Below are 22,385 nucleotides of genomic sequence, written 5' to 3' on the forward strand. Positions count from 1 at the left end.
GTGAATTATTAACAAAAGGAATTGTAGAATCAGGAACATTAGAAGATTTACGGCATTTAACCCGAACTACGGTTACTGCAGATTTTGCTAATTAAAATATTGATTTGTATATGCCGCCTGATGTATACGATATATAAGAAAGGAGAAAAATGGAGATTTTCAGTGGGCGCCAGTGCTATGGAGAAGGTTATACGCACCCTGACCCCTTTGATCTGAAATCCCTGAAAGCGGAGCCAGCTACCCTGGAAGAATTGTCTATGCGTCATTACGGCGATGAATCAAAGGAAGCACTTCAAGGTGAAGATGAAAGAAAGCAACTTCACTGGTATGGGAGTTGTTCTCCGTATGTTACTGCGCCGGGATCGTTTTGTATTGCCCGTCTGAACACTGCTTCCTCTGCTGATTTATGCCGGGTTGCTTGTTTCCTTTTTGTGAATAAGTAGAGGTTTCGACACTGCCGGGTTCTTGGATGGTGAGATTAACCATTGCGGTCGCAGTTGGTTTTTTGTGGGAATCGGCTTATTAGCGGCATAACTTTATGAAGATACCGGAAGCACCCTGGAGGTTGTGTTTGTTTATTATTTGCCAGTCTTATTCCCATGGTATTGAGTAATTTCCCATCGGTTTATCGTATGCTATTTCACCCCGCCGGGATTTAGAGGCAGGACTGTTCCAATCTAAGCCTTGCCCGGCTGAAGCAGCTCCTTGTCTGAGCAGCCCACCTGGGTTGACCTGGCGACAGCATAAAAATACGAGAATAAGCCGGACTATAGGTATGATTTTCGTTGGCGGTTCAGTAAGGCATACGTTGTTTAAAGAGACATTATTTTAAAGAGAAGTGCAGCACAGACTTCGGGAAAAAGCGGTAGCGACGAAGGGAACAATTGCTGAAAAAGGAACAAATATGATTGAAAGTTGTGGGAATTTCAATAAAAAGTACAGGAACTTTAGGAAGAAAGTCAGGATTAATTTACCAAAGATTAGTCAAAAGTAGGCAAGAGGAATAAAGCGGGCTCGAAGGGATTTGAACCCCCGACGTCTGGGTTAGAAGCCCAGCGCTATATCCTGGCTAAGCCACGAGCCCTGGTTGCTTATTCTACTGCGGAATACGAAATGCGTCTTCTAAGATAAAAGCCTTTTGTATGAACGTATTACTTGGGGCGGTATAAAATCTTAAAATATTTATGTGGAAGCGGAATTGTAATATATATTCAATACCTACCCGCTTTACTTGGAGTGTTTTTTAAAAATCTCAGTATGGCAACTCTCCCTGAGTTAGGAGTATATTTAAATGCTCTGTATAGAGCTTACATACCGCGAAGAGTGAAAAAGTAAAATGGGCTATTCGCTTGTAGATTAAAGACTGTACTGGATCGAAAGCGCCAGTTAAGTATTCAACAGGCAATCAAAAATTGAAAGGATGATTTGCAAATGAGTGATTTACTGATTTATTTAAACGGGAAATTTGTCCCCAAAGACGAAGCCAAAGTTTCGGTCTATGACCACGGCTTCCTTTACGGAGACGGTGTGTTCGAAGGCATAAGGGCATACAACGGACGTGTCTTCAAGTTAAAGGAGCACGTTGACAGGCTTTATGACTCGGCAAAAGCAATCGCAATGGACATACCCGTCACAAGAGAGGAAATGACCGAAATAATCCTTGAGGCCCTCAGGAAAAACAACCTCAAAGATGCTTACATCCGTCCCATCGTCTCAAGAGGAATCGGCGACCTCGGGCTTGACCCCCGTAAGTGCGGGAAACCAAGTGTCATCGTTATTGCCCAGGGCTGGGGGGCCATGTACGGAGACCTTTACGAAGTAGGGCTTACCGGAGTTAGCGTCTGTGTCCGGAGAAATGCCCCGGATGCCCTGTCCCCGAACATCAAGTCCCTGAACTATCTCAACAACATCCTCGCAAAGATAGAAGCCAACGAGAAGGGAGGAGACGAAGCTATTTTCCTTGACCATAACGGGTTTGTCTGCGAGGGCTCGGGAGACAACATCTTCGTCGTCAAGGACGACAGGGTCCTGACCCCCTTCACAATAAGCAACCTGAAAGGTATAACAAGGGCCACAGCCATCGAACTTCTGGACGAAATGGGATACAAGGTTATCGAATCAAACCTCGGCCTGTTTGACCTTTACACAGCAGATGAGATCTTTGTCACAGGAACTGCAGCCGAATCGGCCCCCGTGACCAGACTTGACGGAAGAGTCATAGGTACAGGCAAACCCGGGCCTCTCACAATGAAAATGGTTGAAGCCTTTGCGAAAATAACCCAGAGCACGGGAACACAAATTTATAAATAAAAGTGTCTGCTCAAGAAAAGAGCGCAACCCAAGGTAAAAAACGAAAACTGCGGGATTTCCCGCCAAAATCTTTTTTGACCAGAACCTTTCTCAATCAGCCCCACCGGGATCTATTTCTTTCGAGGACCATGGTCCATTATTTCGATGTTTCAGGCCAAACCTTTCGGTCAACCACGTACACTTTTCTCCTGCACTCTCCGGCAAAAATTCAGACTGTGAGAGTGATTGCGGATGCAAGAACAGATTGATATGCACCGGAAAATTCTATTAAGGGGAAAATTCCATCTGAAAACCGATAAGATTACAGGTTTGACTCTCATGAAACGCAAAGAATTTCGGGAACTTGTCCCTGTGGAGGAGGCGCGGAGAATAATAAACCGCCTTCAGATCCGGCCTGAGAAAGAAAACTCGGCCCTTGAAAACGCTTATGGAAAAATCCTTGCAGAGGATATTGTTACCGAAATTAATGTCCCCCCCTTCTCCAGGGCAACAATGGATGGCTATGCGGTCCGGGCAGAAGATACGTATGCCTGCAGTGAAACGGAGCCTGTAAAGCTGAAACTGCTTGGAAATATCCCTGCGGGCTCGGACGTCAGCTTCAAGGTCTCGGCAGGAGAAATTGTAGAAATTGCGACAGGAGCCCCGATCCCTGAAGGGGCTGATGCTGTGGTTATGGTCGAGTACAGCTCCGAAGAAAACGGGACTGTGCTCATCTTCAGACCTGTAGCCGGGGGCGAAAATGTCATGAAAGCAGGCTCAGATATCCTGAAAGGAGGAAGAGTGCTGCGCAGGGGAAGGAAACTGGGCACAAGAGAAATAGGTGTCCTAGCCTCCATAGGAAAAAAAGAAGTCCCCGTACTCAGGCTGCCTGTCGGGATAATTTCAACGGGGAACGAGCTCGTCAGTCCTGGAGGAAATCTGGCTCCAGGAAAAGTATACGACGCAAATTCTTATACCCTCTACACAGGAGTTCAGGAATGCGGAGCTTTCTCCCTGCTTTACGGGGTCGTGAAGGACGACGAAACCGGGATAAGGAAGGCACTTGAAACTGCAGTTTCGGAGTGTGCCCTGATCCTGACTTCAGGCAGCACGTCCTCCGGGACAGGGGATGTGATGTACCGGATAATAGACGAAGTCGGAGAAACCCTTGCTCACGGGATCAACATAAAACCGGGAAAACCCGTGGTCATAGGCATTATAAAAGGAGTCCCGATTATCGGGCTTCCCGGAAACCCTTCATCTGCCTTAATGATCTTCAATGAATTTGTGGCACCTTTTCTGAGAAAAGCCCTCGGAGCAGAGGCAGGAGTACGAAGAACGGAAACTGGGATTCTGGGTACGGTCCTCCGCTCCGAAGGGAGGCAGCAGCTCCTTCCCGTAGGCCTGGTCCGGGGACGGGTTTATCCTGCAGACCGGGGTTCAGGGGCCATAACCTCTCTTTCCGAAGCCGACGGCTTTATAGAAATCCCACCTGAGACCGAGTATATGGAAGCCGGAACGGCCGTGGAAGTGACCCTTTTTGGAGAGGTTGAAAAGCCAGACCTGCTCATAGCAGGAGGGTTCTGCCCAGGGCTTGACGTCCTGGAAGACCTTAGCGGACTTCGGTTCAGGACCCTTTACACCGGCTCAAGCGGGGGTTTCAGTGCAATTGCCGCAGGCACGGCAGATATCGCAGGCGTGAATATGCCCTCAAAGCGCCCGGAAAACCGGAGAGAAAGCCTTCCAGGTGAAATCCGGTACAATGCTCCGACGATAGAGAATATGGGGCTTTCGGAAGTCGTGCTTGTCAAAGGATACAGGCGAGAAATGGGGCTCCTTGTTCAGCAGGACAGCCCGGTTTCCGGACTTGAAGCCCTGCCCGGCAAAAGGCTGATCAATCGAAATAGGGGTTCGGGCACAAGAGCTCTTCTTGAGCTGAAAATAGAGGAACTGGCAGAGAAAAAAGGGATAAGCAAAAAGGAGTTTACGGACTCAATCCCTGGATACGGTTCCGGAGCGAAATCCGAAGTTTCGGTCTGCGAGGCTGTGCTTTCAGGAAAGGTTGATGCCGGAGTGGGCTTAAGGAACTGTGCGGAAAGAAACGGCCTGAAATTCGTGAAATTTGCAGAAGAAGAATACGACTTCCTTATCAGAAAAGAGGTTCTTGACGTCCCTGAAGTGCGAAAATTCCTGAAAACTCTCAGCTCCGCAGAATTTGCCTCAAAGCTTCCGGCAGGGCTGCAGGTCTATGAGAGAACCGGGGAGATTATTTCCTACTGAGGGAACTGTCTGCCAAATCTAAAAATTAAACGGGCTTCCCGGTTCATTCCTTTCTTTTTTGAGAACATACTCCCATGTTCTTCCTTGCATTCCAGAGGTATCATAATTCCGGCAGGCTGTCAGAACTTCAAAGAAAATAAAACTGCCCTGGAGCAAAACCCGGTTATGGTAAACCTTTTCTCAGAAACTTAATTTCCAAAAATATATCCGTCTTTTTATTCATTGAATTTATAAAAAAATATTGCGGAAAAAGCTCCGGAATTTTAATTAGCAGGATTCAGGAGTTGTATCCAAGAAAAACAATCGAGTACAGGCTTTTCCGAAGGATACCGGACACTGACTTTACAGGGAAGTACTGCCCGGTTATAGGGTTAAGTCACAAATACAGCCAGAGGAATGAAAAAGTTCAGAAAACAGTAAAAAAGAAGAAAGACAGCAAAAAAGAGAACTAAGAATCGAGAAAGGGAACCAAAAATCGAGAAAAGAATTTGATAAGGGGGACTCGATATATGGACAGTGTTAAAGTAAATGTTAGGTGGATCGATGGTTATTATGAGTCATTCGATTGTACAGAAGTTAGATTTGGTCTGGACCTTCTGTGGATGGAATTGACCGATGGAAGAAACCGACATATTCCACTTCGAAGCGTACGCTGGTTTTCCGTTACACCGGCAAGCCGTGAAACTAAAGTGACAACATAAAGTAGACTATATAAATGGAAACAACCGGAGTGAATTCACTGCTATGCACGGACTTTGCCCATCAATAGTTCCTACCATAGATTTTTGATTCCATGGTTTGCATGGGAGCGATTATTCAGAGAGATTATTCAGAGAGATTATTCATTCTTAATTCGATCACGTAAGTCCTGCTTGCGATACTCATGAGGAACTCTTTTTCAACAACCTTTAAATATTATTATAATTATAAAGACATACAAATATATAAGGATATTTCTACCGGAATATTTTTCCGATTCCCGAACCAGTAAATAAAACCATTCCATAGTTATATATATTCCATCCAACTATTCAGGATAAAATATCCAGATAACGGATCTGTTTTGGATCAAAAAAGGTTTGTAGAGACCGTTTGGGTGCGGTTTATTTTTCACATACAAAAGATCATTTCTTCAGTCCCGAAATCGGCAGGTTCCAGATGAGCAGCATACAGGAGCAAATACAGGAAGTAGAAGACGAAATCCGAAAGACCCAGTACAACAAGGCAACTTCTCACCATATAGGTAGGCTGAAAGCCAAGATAGCCCGTATGCGGGACGAAATTGAGAAGAAAGCCTCTTCAAAGGGTGGAGGAGAAGGGTACTCGGTCAAGAAATCGGGAGACGGTACCGTAACTCTCGTGGGCTTCCCCTCGGTAGGGAAATCTACCCTTCTGAATAAGGTTACGGGAGCAAAATCAGAGGTAGGAGCATACGAATTCACCACCCTTACCGTCGTGCCTGGCGTGCTTGAACACAAAGGCGCAACCATCCAGTTCCTCGACGTTCCAGGACTTGTAAAAGGCGCATCGTCCGGGCGCGGCCGCGGGAAAGAAGTAATTTCGGTCATAAGAAACTCCGACATGGTTATCTTTTTGCTCGATGTTTTCCAGCCCAAGCACTATGAAGTGCTCATGGACGAACTTTATCAGGCAGGAATCCGGGTGGATGAGGTGCCCCCTGACGTCACCATCAAGAGAAAGGACAGGGGAGGAATCGAGATAAACTCGACAATCGACCTTGACCTCGATGAAGAAACCATAAAAGCCGTGCTGGACGAATACAAAATCCACAATGCCCATGTCCTTATAAGGGAAAATATCACTGTGGACCAGCTTATCGATGTAGTCCTGGGCAACAGAAGTTATGTCCGCTCCCTGACAGTGGTCAACAAAGTAGACCTTGCCTACCCTCAACTGATAGAAGAATGCCGGAAATTGTATCCCAAGTCGATTTTTATCTCGGCTCATGAAGGCATTAATATCGAGAATCTCAAGGACTCAATCTACGACTGCCTGGGTTTTATCCGGGTCTACCTCAAACCTCAGGGACAACCCGCAGATATGGAAGAGCCTCTTATAGTAATGAGCGGGACAAACATAGGCCAGATTTGCGACCGCCTGCACCGTGATTTCCGCAGGAAGTTCCGTTATGCTCAGGTCTGGGGCCCGTCTGCAAAACACCCCGGGCAGAGAGTAGGACTTGAGCATATCATGGAGGATGAAGACATCCTTATGATAATTATCCAGAAATAAATGGTCGCCAGAAGTAAAGTAATCACCAGAAGTAAGTAATCACCAGAAGTAAGTAATCACCAGAAGTAAAAGAAAAAGAAAAGCGAAAGGAAAGAAAAAGGAAAGCGAAAGGAAAGAAAAAGGAAGAAATCAAGCTTTCGCGTACTATGGTTTTTTGAACACGATTTTTTGAATACTATTTTATTCAAATGATTTTTTCGAACTATTTTTTTTCAAATCTAACCTATTTTTAACTGATCTTTTTAATTTTGCCAATTTTTTGATTTTGCCGATCTTTTCGAGTTTATACACTCTTAAAGAGCCTGCATTGTTTGCGAATTGCCGGAAAAAACATTTCTCTTTCTGTCGTTCTCGGATTCAATCGGACCCTTAGCTTCGACTTCCTCCTCGAATTCCGCAGCATATTCATCCGGGCTTTTCCTTGGGGACCGTTCAGAGGCTTTTCTTTGAAGCTCAATCTTTACACTCGTTCCGATACCACACCTTTTCTTTGCAGCTTCAAGAATAGCTGCCAGCATTCCGGAGTAAGAAATATTCGCATAAGCTGCCATTTTTGCGAGGTGCCCATCCCAGCACCAGCCGGGGTTCGGGTTTACTTCAAGCAGTTTTGGCCTGCCTTCGGCGTCAAGCCTCCAGTCAAAGCGGGCATAGTCACGGCAGCCCAGCCTTGTGAAGAGAGCAAGACAGCACCTCACAATTTCCTTTTCGGTCTTTTCAGGAAGGCCGGCCGGCACTGATTTGATTTTCCAGTAGGGAGAGTCAGGGAGCCATTTGGCTTCGTACCCGCAGATCCTGGGGAGGTCTTCAGGGACTGCAGAATAGTCTTCTTCCGTGATAGGCAGCACGGTACAGAAAGGCGGGTTTCCGATGATTCCGACACTGATGTCTTTCCCGGGAAGGAACTCTTCCAGCAGGAAAGGCTTGTCTGCCCCTATTTTTTCCCTCGTCTCCTTCATAATATCGAATATTTCTTCCCTGCTGTGGACAATGCTTTTCTGTGTGATCCCGTAACTTGAGTCTCCTGAGTTGGGTTTTACCAGCAAGGGAAAAGAGAGGGAAAAACTCGAAACATCAGAATCCCCGGTAACGAGAACTCCTTTTGCCACAGGAATCCGCATTTCTCGGGCGGCTCCCCTTACAAGAGACTTATCATAGCAGAAAGAAAGGCACTGAGGCCCCGCCCCCGTATAAGGGATGTTGAACTGCTCAAGCAGGGCAGGAACATGGAGCTCTTTTATGGGGTCGTTGTTAAAACCTTCATCGCAGAGGTTGAGTACAAGGTCAGTTTTTCCTGCCCTCTTTTTGAGGTCTTCGAGCAGGGTCTCGTGCCTGTCCAGGAAAGTGAATTTCATGTAAGGAATCTCGGAAAGTGCCTGTTTCATCCTGTTAACGGTTTCTAAATCGTCATCGTCAAATACGCACGCAGGCTTGACCTGGTCTTCCTTTCTCGGGTCTCCGAGCACCACAACAACATTAAGGGGCTTTTTACTCTCAGCATTCTGAAGAGAAGAAGATAGCGACGGCCAGGCTTTCTCAACAGTTGCCGAAAGCAGGATTCTCTGTCCCATCATTCCTGCATCCTGGGTCCCTGTTGATACCGGGCTGAAGGTTGTGTGAAAGGTCGGGATGCTAAAACCTGATGCGGTAAGCAGCTCAAAAAGGCTTTCCCTGTTGTACAGCCTCTCAGCATAAAACTGATCCGCAATTATTCCCCGGTCGTTGCGACATATAACCTCCCTGCATATAAGGCGGTCACCATCAGAAGAAAGGGCTCTTTCCCTGCATACGAAGTACTTCCTATCCAGCCATTCCCATGATCTTGGCTGGAAATTCTTTTTCATATGGTCCCCATCTACGGCATCAATAAAAACCCTGCCCCCGGACTTCAGTACTCTGAAAACCTCCTCAAGCACTTTTCGGTCATGCAGAGTGGAATCGAAATATCCGAAGCTGTTTCCAAGGATGGTTACCACAGAGAAAGTATCAGATGGGTAAGGCAGTTTTCTGGCGTCCCCTTCCCTGAACCTGACCTGCAGGTTTTCCTTCTGAGCCCTTGTTCGGGCTTTCCGGATAAGGTACTGGGACCTGTCATAGCCTTCAACGTTTGAAAACCCCCTTCTTGCCAGTTCCAGGACATGCCTGCCCTGGCCGCAGCAAAGGTCAAGAACCATGTCTTCAGGGTCTAGTCCGAGAATGGAGACAAGAAGATCCGCCTCTTTCCTTGTAACTTCCATATCATCCAGAAGATCAGCATCGGTCTTGAGGTAAAGTGAGTTAAAAAGAGTCTGCCACCAGTCGGATCGGACATGAGGTTCAAGGTCATCAACGGGACCGAGGGTTTTCGTCTGTACGGTACCTTTAGCGCGTTTGCGCCTGGGATTTGAATCGGTAGTATTCTGGGTCATGATCTGATATCTTCCAGAAAAAAGTGTATGTGCTTTCAGTATATCAAGTTTATCTGAGGGTTGAATACCCTTTATATACTGATAGAGTTATCGAACTGGATTTATTTAAGGATTAATAGGATTTGAAAGGATATTTAGAGATATAATAGGTGTTTTATCTTTATTTGGAGAAATATTATTGTTTTTAAAGGTTAAAAGAATATAAAGTAAATAATAAGATCTGAAAATTAAATTAAAAGGCTAATTCTGGCGAATTTGATAAAAAAATGTTTCACCTTCTTTCTCAGCATTCTGAAGAATTATAACATTGCTTGCAACGCCCAGGATTAGAAGATTCCCCGCAATTGTACTTCCAGCGGCAAGTGCCATCAGCTGCCCCTGAGAGACCCCGGTTCCCATTGCAGGAAGATAGAGCGCAACAAAGGGTACATTAGAAATAAGCTGGCTGAGTCCTATGCTGAGAGCCAGGATCATAAGAACCGAGCCTAATTGCGGGGACATTCTGCCGAGAAGTTCCTGGCAGGTTCCGGAAATCCAAACACTTTCCATAAGCACGAACATCGAAACAAAGAAGACCAGAGTTGTCCAGTCAATGTTCTTTACAACTTCGGTTCGCCTTTTACTGAGCAGCAATGGAGAAGCTGAAAGAAGGGCAATCCAGCTCAAACTGAAATCCCGGGAAGGCAAAAATTCCACAAGCAGGATACTACAGGCAATAAGAGCCAGCAGGAGGGAAAGAGCTTTTTTTGAGATTTCGGCAAGTTCGGGATCGAAAATGACCACTTCAGAATGGACCAGGGAAGGTTTTCCGAATTCCCGGCTGAAAAAAAACCTGAGTACTGCGTAAGCAAGTGCAAGGTTTATAAGAGTAGGCAGAGCAAGTGAGCTCAAAAAAGCCACAAAGGAGATTCCAGATTTCCGTCAATTGCGATCAGAAGGTTCTGCGGGTTTCCGATAGGGCTCATGACGCTTCCAGTGGTTATTCCGAAATCCAGGGCAAAGATCATGAGTTTGGGAGAGACCTCGTATTTCCGGGAAAAACATAGAACAAGCGGGGTACCCATAATAGCAAGGGTGTCATTCATGAGGACTGCGGAGAGCAGCCCTGTAGAAAATATCACAAGCAGGGTCAGTTGATCCGTATTCTTCGCCCTTGAAACAATCCGGCTCCCAGGCCAGGCAAGATATCCGCTCCTGTTAAGCGCTTCCCCCACACAAAAGGCCCCGAATAAAAAGAGGAGCACGTCCAGGTTAATTGATGGAGAGCTTCCTGAGGCGAGATTTCTCCGAGCAATAGCACCAGGAGAGCCCCGAGGGTCATAACCTGCCAGGTCTGCAGCCTTAAAGACCCGACCTGCAGAAGAGCGGTAAGGGAGAGGACACCAAGGAGGACGAGCACCGAAAGGTCGGGTGAAGACACAAAGAGGATATCAAAGACTCTGCTGCCATAAATCCCGCAAGCTGATCGACATAAGTTTCGAAATTCTATTTGTATAAACTTCAAATGTGATATATTTGCAAGTATTAATTACCTGCGCTCGCACATGCAGGCTCATGAAAAAGTAGTTCATGGGAGCAAGGGAGAGTACATTCCTGACAGGCAGCTAGCGGGATACGAAACGCTTAAAATGGACTGAACAATATTTCAGAATATGACGATATGGTTTCCGTTCTCTGCAACCATCCGGGAGGAAGAGAATTCTTATGTTTCAATCTGCCCCGAAGCGGATGTAATCTGTAGAGGAGAAACTGTAGAAGAAGCCGTTGAAAACCTGAAAAAAGAGGTTGAAAAATTCCTGGGAGAAGAACTTCCCCAGGGCTTTTCGAAAATTGTGTATTACTGATTTTTGTGGGTTTTCATATTATCAGACAGCTTCTGATACCCTTACCTGCGGTCATATTTTGACTTTCCATTACTGTCATATTTTAATTTTCCATTAATTTTTGTCTCATTTATCAGCGAAAGCGCTTCAGTGGGAATATAGACCTTATCAGTTGCTGGAGCGTAGACAACTATTCCCTCGAGCTCATGGGTTACGCCGCCCTTGACAAGAATATTCTTGTTTACCGGAAGTTCGGCATCTCCGATCTTGAGCACAGGGTTTTCAGGGTCGATTGTGTTAAGCTGGTACTCATCTGCGGAGAATACATTTCCAACCTCAACAAAGAGTTGCTCATTTGTCTCGGCCAGGTCGAATCTAAGTTTGTCAGCAATATATTCAGCAATTTCGGTATTATCCATGTACCCTGCAGGGGAATCGGGACCATAAGCCCAGAGAGGGACGTCTTCTCCGCAGTGCCCGTGGGTTGTCCAGCCGATTACGGTGTAATTCCGGCTAATGACCTCGCTGATTGCGTAGTCAAGAGAGGTCCCGTTGTTTTTGAGGGAAAGGATTTCGTCTACGTCCTCATCTGTGGCATCAATGCCCCACCAGGTTTTCAACTGGGATTTGATGTTATCGGAAGAAAGATCCTCTCCGATTTTATTAGCCACTCCCGCCGCAGTGATATTCATGCCTTCAAGAGGGTTTACCACGTCTTCTACGCTAGTATCATCATATTCCGAGTCATAATAACTCCCTATGGTCATCCCGCCGGTATTGTGGTCAGGGAATATAATAACAAGGGTGTGCCCGTCTGCTTCGGCGAAGTCGACCGCGACTTTGACAGCTTCGTCAAAGGCCAGGAAATCGGTTACTTCGTAAATCGGATCGTTGGCATGCCCTGCCCAGTCTACCTGGCTGCCTTCCACCATCAGGAAAAAGCCATCTTTGTCCTCAGATAGAAGTTCGATGGCTTTTTCAGTCATATTGCAAAGAGAAGGTTCCTCCGGGGCAAACTCAGCGCGGTCGATGTCCGGCTGCATATGGCTGCCGGCGAAGAGCCCCCATGCCTTCCCGGAACTCAGGGCGAGCATCTCGGTCTCGTTGTCAACGTACTGGTAACCTCTGCCGAGAAGGACTTCAGTAAGGTTTTCCCCGTCAGTCCTCTTGCCGCCGTCGGCTTTTGGGAGGAGGTACTGCGAACCGCCGCCGAAGACCACATCGATGTCTTCGTACACCATCTGTTCCATAATTTCGCTTTCATTGTTCCTGTTATCAACGTGGGATGCAAAAGCGGCAGGTGTTGCATGAGTCACCCTGGAGGTCGCAACAAGCCCGGTAGCTTTGCCTTCTAGTTTTGAGCCCTCAAGGACTGTTGCGAGCGGGCTGTAAGGTGCAACCATTGACTCCTCATCCAGTGTAGTCAGAAGAGTATCGTTTCTGGGACCAACACTTACGAAACCGTTAGTTGTCTTGAACCCGGTAGCAAATGCCGTTGCGGCAGAAGAAGAGTCCGTAATTACCGAGTCGGCGCTGTAAGTGGATACCGCTCCTGCTAACATTTCATCAAGCTGCAGGGGTTCTCCGCTATACCACCTGGCAAGAGTCTCTACACTCTGAGAGCACCCGTCGGGGACCATGACAATAACGTTTTTTACTTTGGCTTCCGACCCTGCAACAGGTTTGCAGTTAACGGAATCGTTGAAATCGGCATTGTTATTCAAATTGCCTTTCACAGCTACTGCAGAACCGACGTTTCCAAGCAGCAGAAGCCCTATGATGGAAAAAGTTAGCAAAATATTTGTTTCCTTGCTTTCCATGAAAATTCCTCGAACTGAGAGCAGATTTTAAAGAGCAGGCTTGCATGTCAGGCCATACTCAGAATTTAGATCTCATATTTGAGGAGGAAGCCAGCTGTATTTGAATTTTTCACATATAAAATATATATTGGACGATAGACAATGCTGGAAAAGTACAGCTATATAACCCTATTTTGCAGTATCTTGAATCTGGCAAAATACCCGTCTATATCCCTCCCCTCATCTATCATTAGAATTAATAAGTGAAAAAAGTAAATAAGTCATTGAAAACGGGGAAAAAATAGAATGAAAAATTCCGAGAAGAACTTTCCCGGAGCTTTTTAAAAACTGTGCAACACCGGATAACCGTGTAGTACTGGACAACCGTGTTGCTGAATTAATCCTGTTATTAATAATTGCGTACTACGGAATAACTTAACTTTTGTGCCGCTAAGGCTTATTTTTCGGAAAAATTCTGAAAACAAAAGCCTGAAAAAAGGCTTCAAATCCCGGCTTTTACCGCATCCCAGAGCATTTCCATCTTTTCAAGCGGCGTGTTCAGAGGGATTTCACAGCCTGTAGCAAGGATAAAACCTTTTTCCGGGGCTGCGGAGAGGCAGCTTTTTACTTCGTGCTCGATCTCAGCCCTTGAACCGGTGAGAGGGGCATCCGGGATAATGTTTCCCATAAGGCAGATACCGGCATCGGAGAATTCCTTAAACTCCTTGAAGCAGTGCCTCGGCCCGCACCCGATGTTGTTGTGGTTATGGAGCTTTTTACATTCGACCCCGTACTTCTTGCCGAGCAGCCTGACATCCCCGAAGGAAAAGTTAAGGGCATGGGGTTCAAGTTTCATTTCAAGGTCATAAAAGGCATGAGCTGCGCAGTTATGGGATATTACGTATCCTCCTTCGGCTTTGATATGGTCATAGAGTTCCTTCGTATAGGGCAGCATGAATTCTTCAGCCATTTGAGGACTGAAAAGATCCCCTGTACTCTCCCCGTTTTCAACAAAAATACCGTCTGCTCCGGCTTCAAGCAGGGTATCGGCAAAAAGGATGCAGCTTTCAGTGAGTTTTTCCAGCAGGGAATGGAAACTGTCCCTGTCCTTCAGCATGTCAATGCAGAGCCTGCTCCCACCCATGACCTGAGATGCGAGCATCAGGGGAGACATGGTTGCCCCAATGATAAGTGCCTCATCCCCGATTTCCTTCAAGAGAATTTCAACCGATCCGGCAATGGTCTTCACTCTCCCGGACCTCTCGATATTATCGGGGTTTATCAGTTCATGCTCGGCTGCGGATTTGAGAGCATATTTCTCAACCGCAGGATAGGCATTTTCCTTTATAGTTACCTTCGTCCCGAGTGCCTCGGCTTCCACCAGAAGGCAGCCCCAGGGAGACATCACATTGTCGTGGTGGTACATCTCCCGGGCAAGGATCTGCGCCTTTGCAATTCCCTCTGCAGAACCGTAAGCATCCCTGAGGCTTGTGCCCATCCGCTCCAGTACCTCATGCCCGGCCCCGAACCACAGGTAGCCGTATGGGACTCTGTCAACACCTTTTCCTTCGAGTGCGTTAATAAAACGCTCCCTTGAGGTCATTTCCGCTTCCATAAGAGATCTCCTTTTTTTAAGCTTCCAGATATCACTATAAAAGTAGTTTTATAAATACCACCCAGATATCATGAAAAAGAAAAAACCAGAGGAGAGAAATTCGACCATATTCAGCCCATAAAGAGGGCAAGAAGAGTAAAATGAATAAAAAAATGAATAAAAAAGAAGTAAAAGAAAAAAATTCGTTTTTTCAGGGTTCCTGAAATTTCAATACGGCTTTTTCACCCGTTTGGAGACTTCATTGATGAGACAACCCCATAAAATAGCCCCGATTCTCAGTACAGGGTTTGAAGAATCGGTCATATCCAGCAAATACTTGTTTTCAGTTTGAAGAATCGGTCATATCCAGCAAATACTTGTTTTCATCGAGTTGCCCGTCTCCGTTGTCTCCGGAGAAATTCTCAGACAATACTCAGAATTTTAGATTTTAAGCCTGAAATAGGAGCCAGGAGTATTTTAAAACAGCATCTTCAAAAAATATAAAAAAATACATAAGAAATGAGAAAATACGTCTACTTAACCATATTTTAAGTCCGGCCATATGCCGAAATATTTACCTTATGTTATTTCCTTCAGATCCCATTAGAATCATGCAGGATTAAGAATCAATGGACGAAATAAAGGAAGACTGAAAGAAAGTCAGAATGAATGAGATCCGTTCTTACCTGGAAATCCTGTAAACTTTCGAGTTAAAAAGTAATAGCTGCGAAGTATTGGACTAAAATGAGACAAAAACCTGGGGTATTACAAAAAATGACAAAAATGTTTACATTTTCTGCAATGGTAAAAAAAGAGAATGAGCAGTACGTATCTTCATGCCTGGAACTGGAAATATCAAGTTAGGGTAAAACGATTGAAGAAGCGGTTTCGAACCTGAAAGAAGCAGTTGAACTTCATATAGAAAAAGAGAACATCGACCTTCCGATCAAACGCCCGTTTCTGACAACTTTTAAAGTGGCAGGAAAAGATTTCCGAGAGAAAAAAATGCCGTGAAAACATTGTGAGAAGAAGCCCGGAGGCACTGATATCCACTTTTGCTGAGTCCCCCAACACAGCAAGCCCTGAAGATATGCTCCCCCAAGCATATTGATCCAGAGCAGGATCAATGGCCCCCAAGCATTTCTGTTTATATTATACCCTACTCACTTCCCAACTCCACGAATATAACATTATACCATTGGCTATTTTAAATTAATTATCCAAAATTTTGTTTTTAAACAAAAATTAATTTAGCTTTGAAATATTCAAAGTAAAATAAAGATTTAAGGAGAAAAATTCAGCTGTCAGACTCTGTGCTTCACCCTTCAAAATCAGTAGACTGCGACAAAGAACAAGAAAATAGAGAAACAAAGAGTATAAAAAAAGTGAAAAAATGAAGTAGAGAACAGAGGAAAAAGACGGAAGAAAAAATAGTTTCAGAGAAGCCCGGAGATGCTGCGTCCGTTTGCTGCTCCCTCAACACAGCAACCCTGAAGATATGTTCCCCCAAACATAACTGTTCAGAGCAGAACCAACGCCTCCAGGCGGTTTTTTTAGGTGGCAGATTGTATCGGTAGATTATCCCATCTTACTTCCAAACTCCAGTATATACTAATAGCGGAAATTATTTTAAATTAATTATATCAAAAATTGTTCTGTTACAAAGTATTTTGTGTTATAAAAAGTTTCAAAGCCAGCATAAATTATTCTCTAATTCTAATTTTTAACCAGAAATACTCAGCAAAAGTGTTCGTAGAAAAGCAAATGAGTATTGACAATAGCAAAAACAGATTGAAAGTATGCAAAAATAGGAAGAAAGCGACCAAAAATTGAATACAAAAATAGAACATAAACATGTTCGAAAGCACTGAAAACAAATATTGAACATAAGAAGAAGCCCGGTGTCCCATTTATCCCTTACCGCATCCCCCAACACAGCAGCTCTGAAAATATATTCCCATCAAACATACTACCAGAGCAGGAACAGGCAACTCCGGGCAATTCTTTAACAATCCGCCTAATACTTCGCTATTCGATCGTCCCTATGTCTTCCAGCTCCACTTATAACTAAGAATGTAAGATACTTTAAATTAATTATATGAAAAATTCTTCTCAAACAAAAAATAGAGGCAGGCAAAATTTTTCAATGCCAACAAACTACATTTTAAATAATTGAAAGTAGAACTATAAATACCACAAAAAAGTCCGAAAATGGCACAAAAATTAAGTACATGAATTAAGCTATAAGTAAAAGCTTTCACGTGCAGTCCTGTAGGGTAGTGGTCAATCCTTCGGGCCTTTGGAGCCCGGGACAGCGGTTCGAATCCGCTCAGGACTATACTACTTTTTTGAATTGGTCAACTAAGACGTAGAAAAGACTTATTTTTTACATTTCAGCCAGTTCCTTTCGCATTTTTCTTCTGAATATCTGTTCATACATCCAGCCGATAGCACTGTAAACAGGATTTACCGGCATATCCACGTAATATTTTGTTCCCGGACTAAGCCAGCCTCTCTCTTTCCAGTATGTATAATCAGCAGGGGAAATCTGGGAAAGTTCACCAAAGTTTGCCTTCTGAGTACGGAAAATCAGTATATCCTGAAGTCCCGGGAATCGGCGCTCTTTCTTGAGGGAATTATAAAAAAGAGATGCAGCTTCCTCAAGCTTCCGGTTATTCTCCTGTTTCTTCTTTTTGGAAATTGGTTCTCGAGTTACTATACCAACACTTGAAGATACCTCAAAACCCCATAACCCAGCTACCAGTTCCAGGTAATCGAGAACCTCCTTAAGGATAATAACTCCGGCAGTAGAGAGAAGAGGGATTTTTTATAGAAGAAACGCGGGCGATGAAAAATATATGAGAAACGATCGATGAATGTTTTCATGAGCGCAGAAACATTCATGCCATATACAGGCGTAGCAAAGATTACTCCGTCAGCTGCATGCATTTTCTGTTCAATAATAGGAGTGTCGTCTTTACATGGACAATGATCCTCGCCTTCAGAAAAACAGACAAGGCAACCACGACATTGGGAAAAAATTGCATCTTTGAGCATCAGATACTCGAATTCAACGCCACCCATAGGCTGCATGAACTCTTCTATCTTTTTTGCCGCCTGATAAGTATTGCATTTTCGAGGGCTACCCATGATAACCAGAACTTTCATGATTTGCAATCACCCAATTTTTCCAACAATATACAAATTTCAAACTTTGCTATTGTTCAAGTTTATTCAATAATTATTACCTTATTAGTATTACCATAAGGTTTTCTTATAAGGAGCGATTTGTTTTCCAGTTTTTGTAACAATCTGCTTACCTTTACTTTTGAAAGACCGGACTCAAGTACAAGTTCGCTTTGCAGTATCTGTTTTTTTTCGTAAACGATTAAATATATTTTTTTTTCATCTCCTTCAAGAAGGTCAGACGCAATTTTCCTTTTGTGTTCGGCTTTATTGAACGAGAACTGGCCGGTTTCATGAAATGGAAATTTATCAGCTTTATATGTCAATGATACTGCCTTTTCAAAGTCAAGTTCTGATTCTTCAGGAGTTTCAATTTCTTCTTGAGCAATATCATTACCAACTGCATTGTTACAGTTCACTTTGTTATAGTCTACTCTGTTAGAGTCTACTTTATTTGCATAATCTTCATCATGATAAAGTGAAATTTGGTTTCCGATTACTGTTTCTGTAACTTCCGGGGTTGTTATTTTTTGAGCTACTTCCATGCTTGTAGTGAGCATGGTCAGGCTATAAGTTCCCATAGAAGTTAGAACAAGCATAATAATTACTTTATTCATCGTGAACATTTTTGGGACAGCAACGGCAAAAGGCTGTTCATCGCTCAGAGAAACAGAAAGACTTGTGATTCCCTGGGAAAAAAGAAGTAAAGATAGAGAAAACAATGAAGCTGCAAGAATTATTGCATATGCCAGTTCTTTCTTATTCACTGTAATTCCCCGATGAACCAATGGCTATAACTCCGCGATGCCGGAGAGATGAATTATCTTTATCCGTTATGACTACAGAGAGTACGGAAGCATTCTCGCCTTCTACACAAATACTGTATTCGCTGTTATTTTCACGGTTACTGTTATTCAAAAGTTCTCTGTAGTATGAAACCGTTTCATTGTCGCCGTTTAATATCTTTTCCAGTTCATCATACGAGATAGTTACCGAATTAGATGATGCTGAAGAGTATACTATATAGGGACCAGGCGTAACAAGCGAGGCTTCTAGCTGATAGAATGGATATACGGAAGTCCAATCAAAATCGATGTTGTTTTCATTTATGGAATTTTCAAAGGAATCTACTGTTTCGGAACCTATCAGTGTTACCTCATCATCAAATAAAACATTGTCAGGATATTCACGCTTAATCTCCGACAATACATTTTCCACTTCATCGGTGATGAGATACCGTGGAATAATCATTCCAGTAGGGTTTGCTTCTATCACAACAAACGTACTGTTTTCCTCAGGAAGGCTTTTACTACCTGCATAACCAAGTGCAATAGCAATTATGCATATTGCCAGCAAAAAGACTACCGCACTAGTTTTATATGCTTTCATAACGAAATCATCTCTCAGGTTTTAAATGTCGTAACGGTTTATAAACAAGCTCAACTCTTATAATTATATACATCAGTTAAAAATATATATCTGCCCGATAAGAAATATCAAAAAAATACCTGTGTATATTTCGCCATTAATCACCTCCTTAAAAGATATAATAATTCTGCAAAGTTTGAATAGTTCCAGAGCCTGCAGTGCCATTCATTTTTGTATTAAACTCATCTGATATCCTGTCTCATGAAAAACAGATATGTTGCTACAAGCGAAACTATCGCCCACACAAGCATTGAGATAATATTGCTTATCTTGCCCGATAGAATTTCGAACATATCGGTTTCACCCTGGGGATCGTCTCCTAAAATGGCGCTGGAAATCTGTTCATAATTTTGAGTCGGTGATAGGAAAGATTCTATCGTATTTTGGATCTTCCATTTTTTTTGATATTTAGCAAATGAGCTTTCTTCTTCGCTAACTACAACGGTGAAAGAATCGGAAGTAACTGTGTTACCGTAAAACACCGCATCGTCTATTGGAACCATTGCATCTGAAACTATGCCTGCAAAGGAAGTTATTATCATTGTACTTAAGACCCAGAACATGAATGAGTAAAGTATAGAGTTTGTTCCGTTTTCAGAAACAGTTGAGAAGAATATGCTTATTCCTAAAAAAGTAATGAGATAGAGCATTGATATTATCATAAATAAGATTACAGCAACAAAGTCAGATCCGGTTAAGGTCACTCCCATAATTAGTGCGCAGGCGATTAAAAGTATGGATGTGATGGCAAGTGTTAATACTAATACCCCAATCTTCCCAAGAAATTTACCGTTAATAACATCTTCCCGGTACAGAGGATAGGACAAAAGTAATTTCAAGTTACCTCTTTCTTTTTCTCCTGAAACTGTATTATATCCGAGGATTATCGCCATTATTGCCCCTATTATCCCTATATTTGACACCATTTCCCGAAATACTACTGCTGTCAGCTTAGGTTCGGGGAAATAAGTGAAAACATCGTTTTCTTCGAGACCCTGAGTGTCAGCCTGAAGTTTTTGATACCTGTCAAGTTGTTTGTCATAATTATTGATGCCCGTAATAGAAGATACCAGCATCAGCACCAAAAATATTCCGAATATAATCAGGAATGTTTTACTCTTTAAACTATCAAAAAACTCCTTTTTTGCAATTACAGCGATTTTATTATTTACCATTTAAGCCACCTGGTAATATTTCTCAAAAATATCGTACAGATCTTCCTTCTCATACTCAAGAGTCAGAACAGGAACATTATTTTCATTCATCATAGAATCAAGAGATTCCCTGATGTCTGTATCAGACGTGATTTTAAACACACTACCCTGTTGAAAAAATGAGATCTCTTTTCTTGATTTGAGAATTGATGCTGTTTTTTCAACGTTTTTAGTCTCAAGGAGTATGCAATTACTTTTTTCTTGCTTGCAAAGGTTCTCAAATGTGTCATATGCTGCTAATTTCCCCTGCTTCATAATAGCAATTTTCGAGCAGATACCTTTAATCTCGGACAAAACATGAGAAGAGATTACTATTGCAATTCCCCTGTCGTTTAAGCTTTTTAAAAGCATGTTCATCTCTATTCGGGCTTTGGGGTCGAGCCCTGATGTAGGCTCGTCAAGAAAGATTACTTTGGGGTCTTTAACAAGAGCCTGTGCAAAACCTATTCTTTGTATCATTCCTTTGGAGAATTCACCAACCTTCTTATCTGCCCATTTGCCCATACCGACAAGTTCAAGAAGTTCCGGCACTTTGGATTTATCGGCATCCGCAAGCTCAGAAAAATATTCGAGGTTTTGTTTTGCGGTTAAATTTTCATAATAAACAGTGTTGTCCGGAAGAAAACTTATATTCTTTTTTAAATCCATCATATTTTTTTCAATATCCTTACCACAAATTTTTATACTTCCCGAGGTCTGCATAGTCAGCCCTGCAAGCATTACAAGAAGCGTTGTTTTACCTGCCCCGTTATGGCCTAAAAGCCCGATCAGGTCACCTTCGTAAATATCAAGTGATACGTTGTCCACCGCCGTCAGGTCCCCATATCTCTTGGTGAGATTGTCGATCTCAAGAACTTTCTCCATGTTTATCTTCTCCCATACTTTTTGAATACGAAAAACAAACCTGCGATTACTAAAACAATGATTATTATTCCAATCCAGGCTGAATTTGATTGCGATTTTACGTTAACTCTTAACTTCGTTTCTTCAGTCTCTACATTATCAGCCACTCCTTTTAGATCCACAAAATAATCCCCGTTTTCGGTTTCGGAGGGTATACGGATTGTCAGGTCTACGGTCTCATATTCTTTTGACTTTATGAGATCGATTTTTTTCTCTGAAACATGGATTTCCCAGCTATCCATTGGGGATTTGATATCAAGTCCGATATCCTTCAGGTCCACATCACCGGAATTGAAGATCCTTACAGGTATGACAATTTCAGATCCGCTCTTGCCTGAAACATAGATTTTAGATAACTGGATAGCAAGCTTTTCAATGGATTTGCTGGAATTCTCTTCCACAATGAAAGGGAAAATTAAAACAGCTGATGACCTGCCGGAAGCATTTACAGAAAAATTATATTCTCCCGGAGTGCAATCTTTATCGATTCTTAGCTCAATATTAACATCTTTTGTTTCTTTTGGATTCAATTTTATTTTATTAATTCGATAATCTCCGTAAGTAAACTTATGCGTATAAAACTCAGATTCGCTTGCTTCCAGGCAAACTGTCTCACCTATACAGCCATTGTTGTTGATTTTTAAAGGAATATTAACAGTCTCGCTCTGAGATATAAGTAGAAATTCAGGGGCAGTTGTTGACATATTAATTTCTGAAAAAAGATCCTTTTTTGACCAGACTTTTAGTTTGAGTTTCCCAAGCCCTGTATCATTGACACTGATGGCAATTGACGAATTTAAAAAAATGATCTTATCTTTAAGTTCTCTAATTTCTTTAGACCCGCTAAAGGATCTTAGTTGGTAAAACTTTTCTGAACTTTCAAAACCGACTTTTTTATCAAATGTTACCAGTTCAATAAAACCGGTTCCGTTTTCCTGGAAGTTACGGCTATAGCTTATAGCATAACTTCCCAGTTCTATTTTTTCATTTGCAGATAAGTTGATGTTTTCTTCAAGCCACTCATTGTCATTAAATTCACCTGTATTAAATTCATTAATGTTTATAATTTCAATTGATTTAGCAGTAGCTAAAAAGGTAAACGTAACAAGCACGGAAATAAATAAAAGTAAAGATAACAATGCAGTTACTTTATTTTGTATTTTCAAAATTTTACATCTCATGTTATAATATCCATGACCCATTTTTTAAGT

Annotated in this window: 17 protein-coding genes and 2 tRNA genes; 6 read left to right on the forward strand and 13 right to left on the reverse strand. The window is 42.9% G+C overall.

All coding sequences use genetic code 11. The features are described from left to right. Window positions 1-1,009 precede the first annotated feature (1,009 nt). Window positions 1,010-1,084, reverse strand: a tRNA-Arg gene (locus tag MA_RS22730). Between the two features lie 347 nt (window positions 1,085-1,431). Here MA_RS22730 and ilvE point away from each other — a divergent pair. The 4 genes from ilvE (at window position 1,432) to MA_RS22745 (ending at window position 6,822) form a co-directional block, all read left to right on the forward strand. Beyond that, a complete protein-coding gene (ilvE, locus tag MA_RS22735; protein WP_048065968.1) occupies window positions 1,432-2,310 on the forward strand; it encodes a branched-chain-amino-acid transaminase in 879 nt (292 codons plus the stop codon). Window positions 2,311-2,628: 318 nt separating this feature from the next. Further along, window positions 2,629-4,569 (forward strand): molybdopterin biosynthesis protein, encoded by a 1,941-nt coding sequence (locus MA_RS22740; protein ID WP_011024230.1) that lies wholly within the window; start codon window positions 2,629-2,631, stop codon window positions 4,567-4,569. Between the two features lie 284 nt (window positions 4,570-4,853). Then, complete coding sequence (locus MA_RS27745) at window positions 4,854-5,021, forward strand: hypothetical protein (protein ID WP_157860394.1); 168 nt, start codon at window positions 4,854-4,856, stop codon at window positions 5,019-5,021. 706 nt (window positions 5,022-5,727) lie between these two features. Next, complete coding sequence (locus MA_RS22745; protein WP_011024231.1) at window positions 5,728-6,822, forward strand: OBG GTPase family GTP-binding protein; 1,095 nt, start codon at window positions 5,728-5,730, stop codon at window positions 6,820-6,822. A gap of 293 nt (window positions 6,823-7,115) precedes the next feature. Here MA_RS22745 and MA_RS22750 read toward each other — a convergent pair whose 3' ends face one another. The 4 genes from MA_RS22750 to MA_RS29095 all read right to left on the reverse strand — a co-directional run bounded on the left by MA_RS22750 (window position 7,116) and on the right by MA_RS29095 (window position 10,647). Then, window positions 7,116-9,227 (reverse strand): methyltransferase domain-containing protein, encoded by a 2,112-nt coding sequence (locus MA_RS22750; protein ID WP_011024232.1) that lies wholly within the window; start codon window positions 9,225-9,227, stop codon window positions 7,116-7,118. Between the two features lie 240 nt (window positions 9,228-9,467). Beyond that, window positions 9,468-10,118 (reverse strand): SLC13 family permease, encoded by a 651-nt coding sequence (locus tag MA_RS29085; protein ID WP_226990696.1) that lies wholly within the window; start codon window positions 10,116-10,118, stop codon window positions 9,468-9,470. After that, complete coding sequence (locus MA_RS29090; RefSeq protein WP_248698064.1) at window positions 10,115-10,441, reverse strand: SLC13 family permease; 327 nt, start codon at window positions 10,439-10,441, stop codon at window positions 10,115-10,117. Before MA_RS29090 ends, MA_RS29085 begins: the two co-directional genes overlap by 4 nt. After that, entirely contained in the window at window positions 10,357-10,647 is a 291-nt protein-coding gene (locus tag MA_RS29095; RefSeq protein WP_226990927.1) for a hypothetical protein, read from the reverse strand. The genes MA_RS29090 and MA_RS29095 overlap by 85 nt, the downstream gene beginning before the upstream one ends. Before the next feature lie 232 nt (window positions 10,648-10,879). Here MA_RS29095 and MA_RS22760 point away from each other — a divergent pair, with 232 nt between their 5' ends. Beyond that, a complete protein-coding gene (locus tag MA_RS22760; RefSeq protein WP_048065969.1) occupies window positions 10,880-11,071 on the forward strand; it encodes a type II toxin-antitoxin system HicB family antitoxin in 192 nt (63 codons plus the stop codon). Between the two features lie 41 nt (window positions 11,072-11,112). Here MA_RS22760 and MA_RS22765 read toward each other — a convergent pair whose 3' ends face one another. Both MA_RS22765 and MA_RS22770 read right to left on the reverse strand, forming a co-directional pair. Beyond that, complete coding sequence (locus tag MA_RS22765) at window positions 11,113-12,870, reverse strand: alkaline phosphatase (RefSeq protein WP_011024233.1); 1,758 nt, start codon at window positions 12,868-12,870, stop codon at window positions 11,113-11,115. Window positions 12,871-13,351: 481 nt separating this feature from the next. Further along, window positions 13,352-14,464, reverse strand: a complete 1,113-nt coding sequence (locus tag MA_RS22770; protein WP_011024234.1) for a methylcobamide--CoM methyltransferase — start codon at window positions 14,462-14,464, stop codon at window positions 13,352-13,354. A gap of 2,244 nt (window positions 14,465-16,708) precedes the next feature. Between MA_RS22770 and MA_RS22780 the strand changes: the two genes are divergently transcribed. Then, a tRNA-Gln gene (locus MA_RS22780) sits at window positions 16,709-16,781 on the forward strand. 419 nt (window positions 16,782-17,200) lie between these two features. Here the strand turns inward: MA_RS22780 and MA_RS29100 are convergent. The 6 genes from MA_RS29100 to MA_RS22810 all read right to left on the reverse strand — a co-directional run bounded on the left by MA_RS29100 (window position 17,201) and on the right by MA_RS22810 (window position 22,355). Next, window positions 17,201-17,611 (reverse strand): flavodoxin family protein, encoded by a 411-nt coding sequence (locus MA_RS29100; RefSeq protein ID WP_011024235.1) that lies wholly within the window; start codon window positions 17,609-17,611, stop codon window positions 17,201-17,203. 62 nt (window positions 17,612-17,673) lie between these two features. After that, on the reverse strand, window positions 17,674-18,396 hold the full coding sequence (locus MA_RS22790; protein ID WP_048065971.1) for a helix-turn-helix transcriptional regulator: 723 nt from the start codon (window positions 18,394-18,396) through the stop codon (window positions 17,674-17,676). Beyond that, on the reverse strand, window positions 18,389-19,018 hold the full coding sequence (locus MA_RS22795; RefSeq protein ID WP_011024237.1) for a hypothetical protein: 630 nt from the start codon (window positions 19,016-19,018) through the stop codon (window positions 18,389-18,391). Before MA_RS22795 ends, MA_RS22790 begins: the two co-directional genes overlap by 8 nt. A gap of 221 nt (window positions 19,019-19,239) precedes the next feature. Beyond that, a complete protein-coding gene (locus tag MA_RS22800) occupies window positions 19,240-20,232 on the reverse strand; it encodes an ABC transporter permease (RefSeq protein ID WP_011024238.1) in 993 nt (330 codons plus the stop codon). Beyond that, window positions 20,233-21,135 carry an ABC transporter ATP-binding protein gene (locus tag MA_RS22805; protein WP_011024239.1) on the reverse strand — a complete coding sequence of 301 codons (903 nt, stop codon included), beginning with the start codon at window positions 21,133-21,135 and terminating at the stop codon, window positions 20,233-20,235. Window positions 21,136-21,137: 2 nt separating this feature from the next. Further along, on the reverse strand, window positions 21,138-22,355 hold the full coding sequence (locus MA_RS22810) for a COG1470 family protein (RefSeq protein ID WP_048065972.1): 1,218 nt from the start codon (window positions 22,353-22,355) through the stop codon (window positions 21,138-21,140). Between the last annotated feature and the right edge of the window lie 30 nt (window positions 22,356-22,385).

The organism is Methanosarcina acetivorans C2A (assembly GCF_000007345.1).
Lineage (GTDB): Archaea > Halobacteriota > Methanosarcinia > Methanosarcinales > Methanosarcinaceae > Methanosarcina > Methanosarcina acetivorans.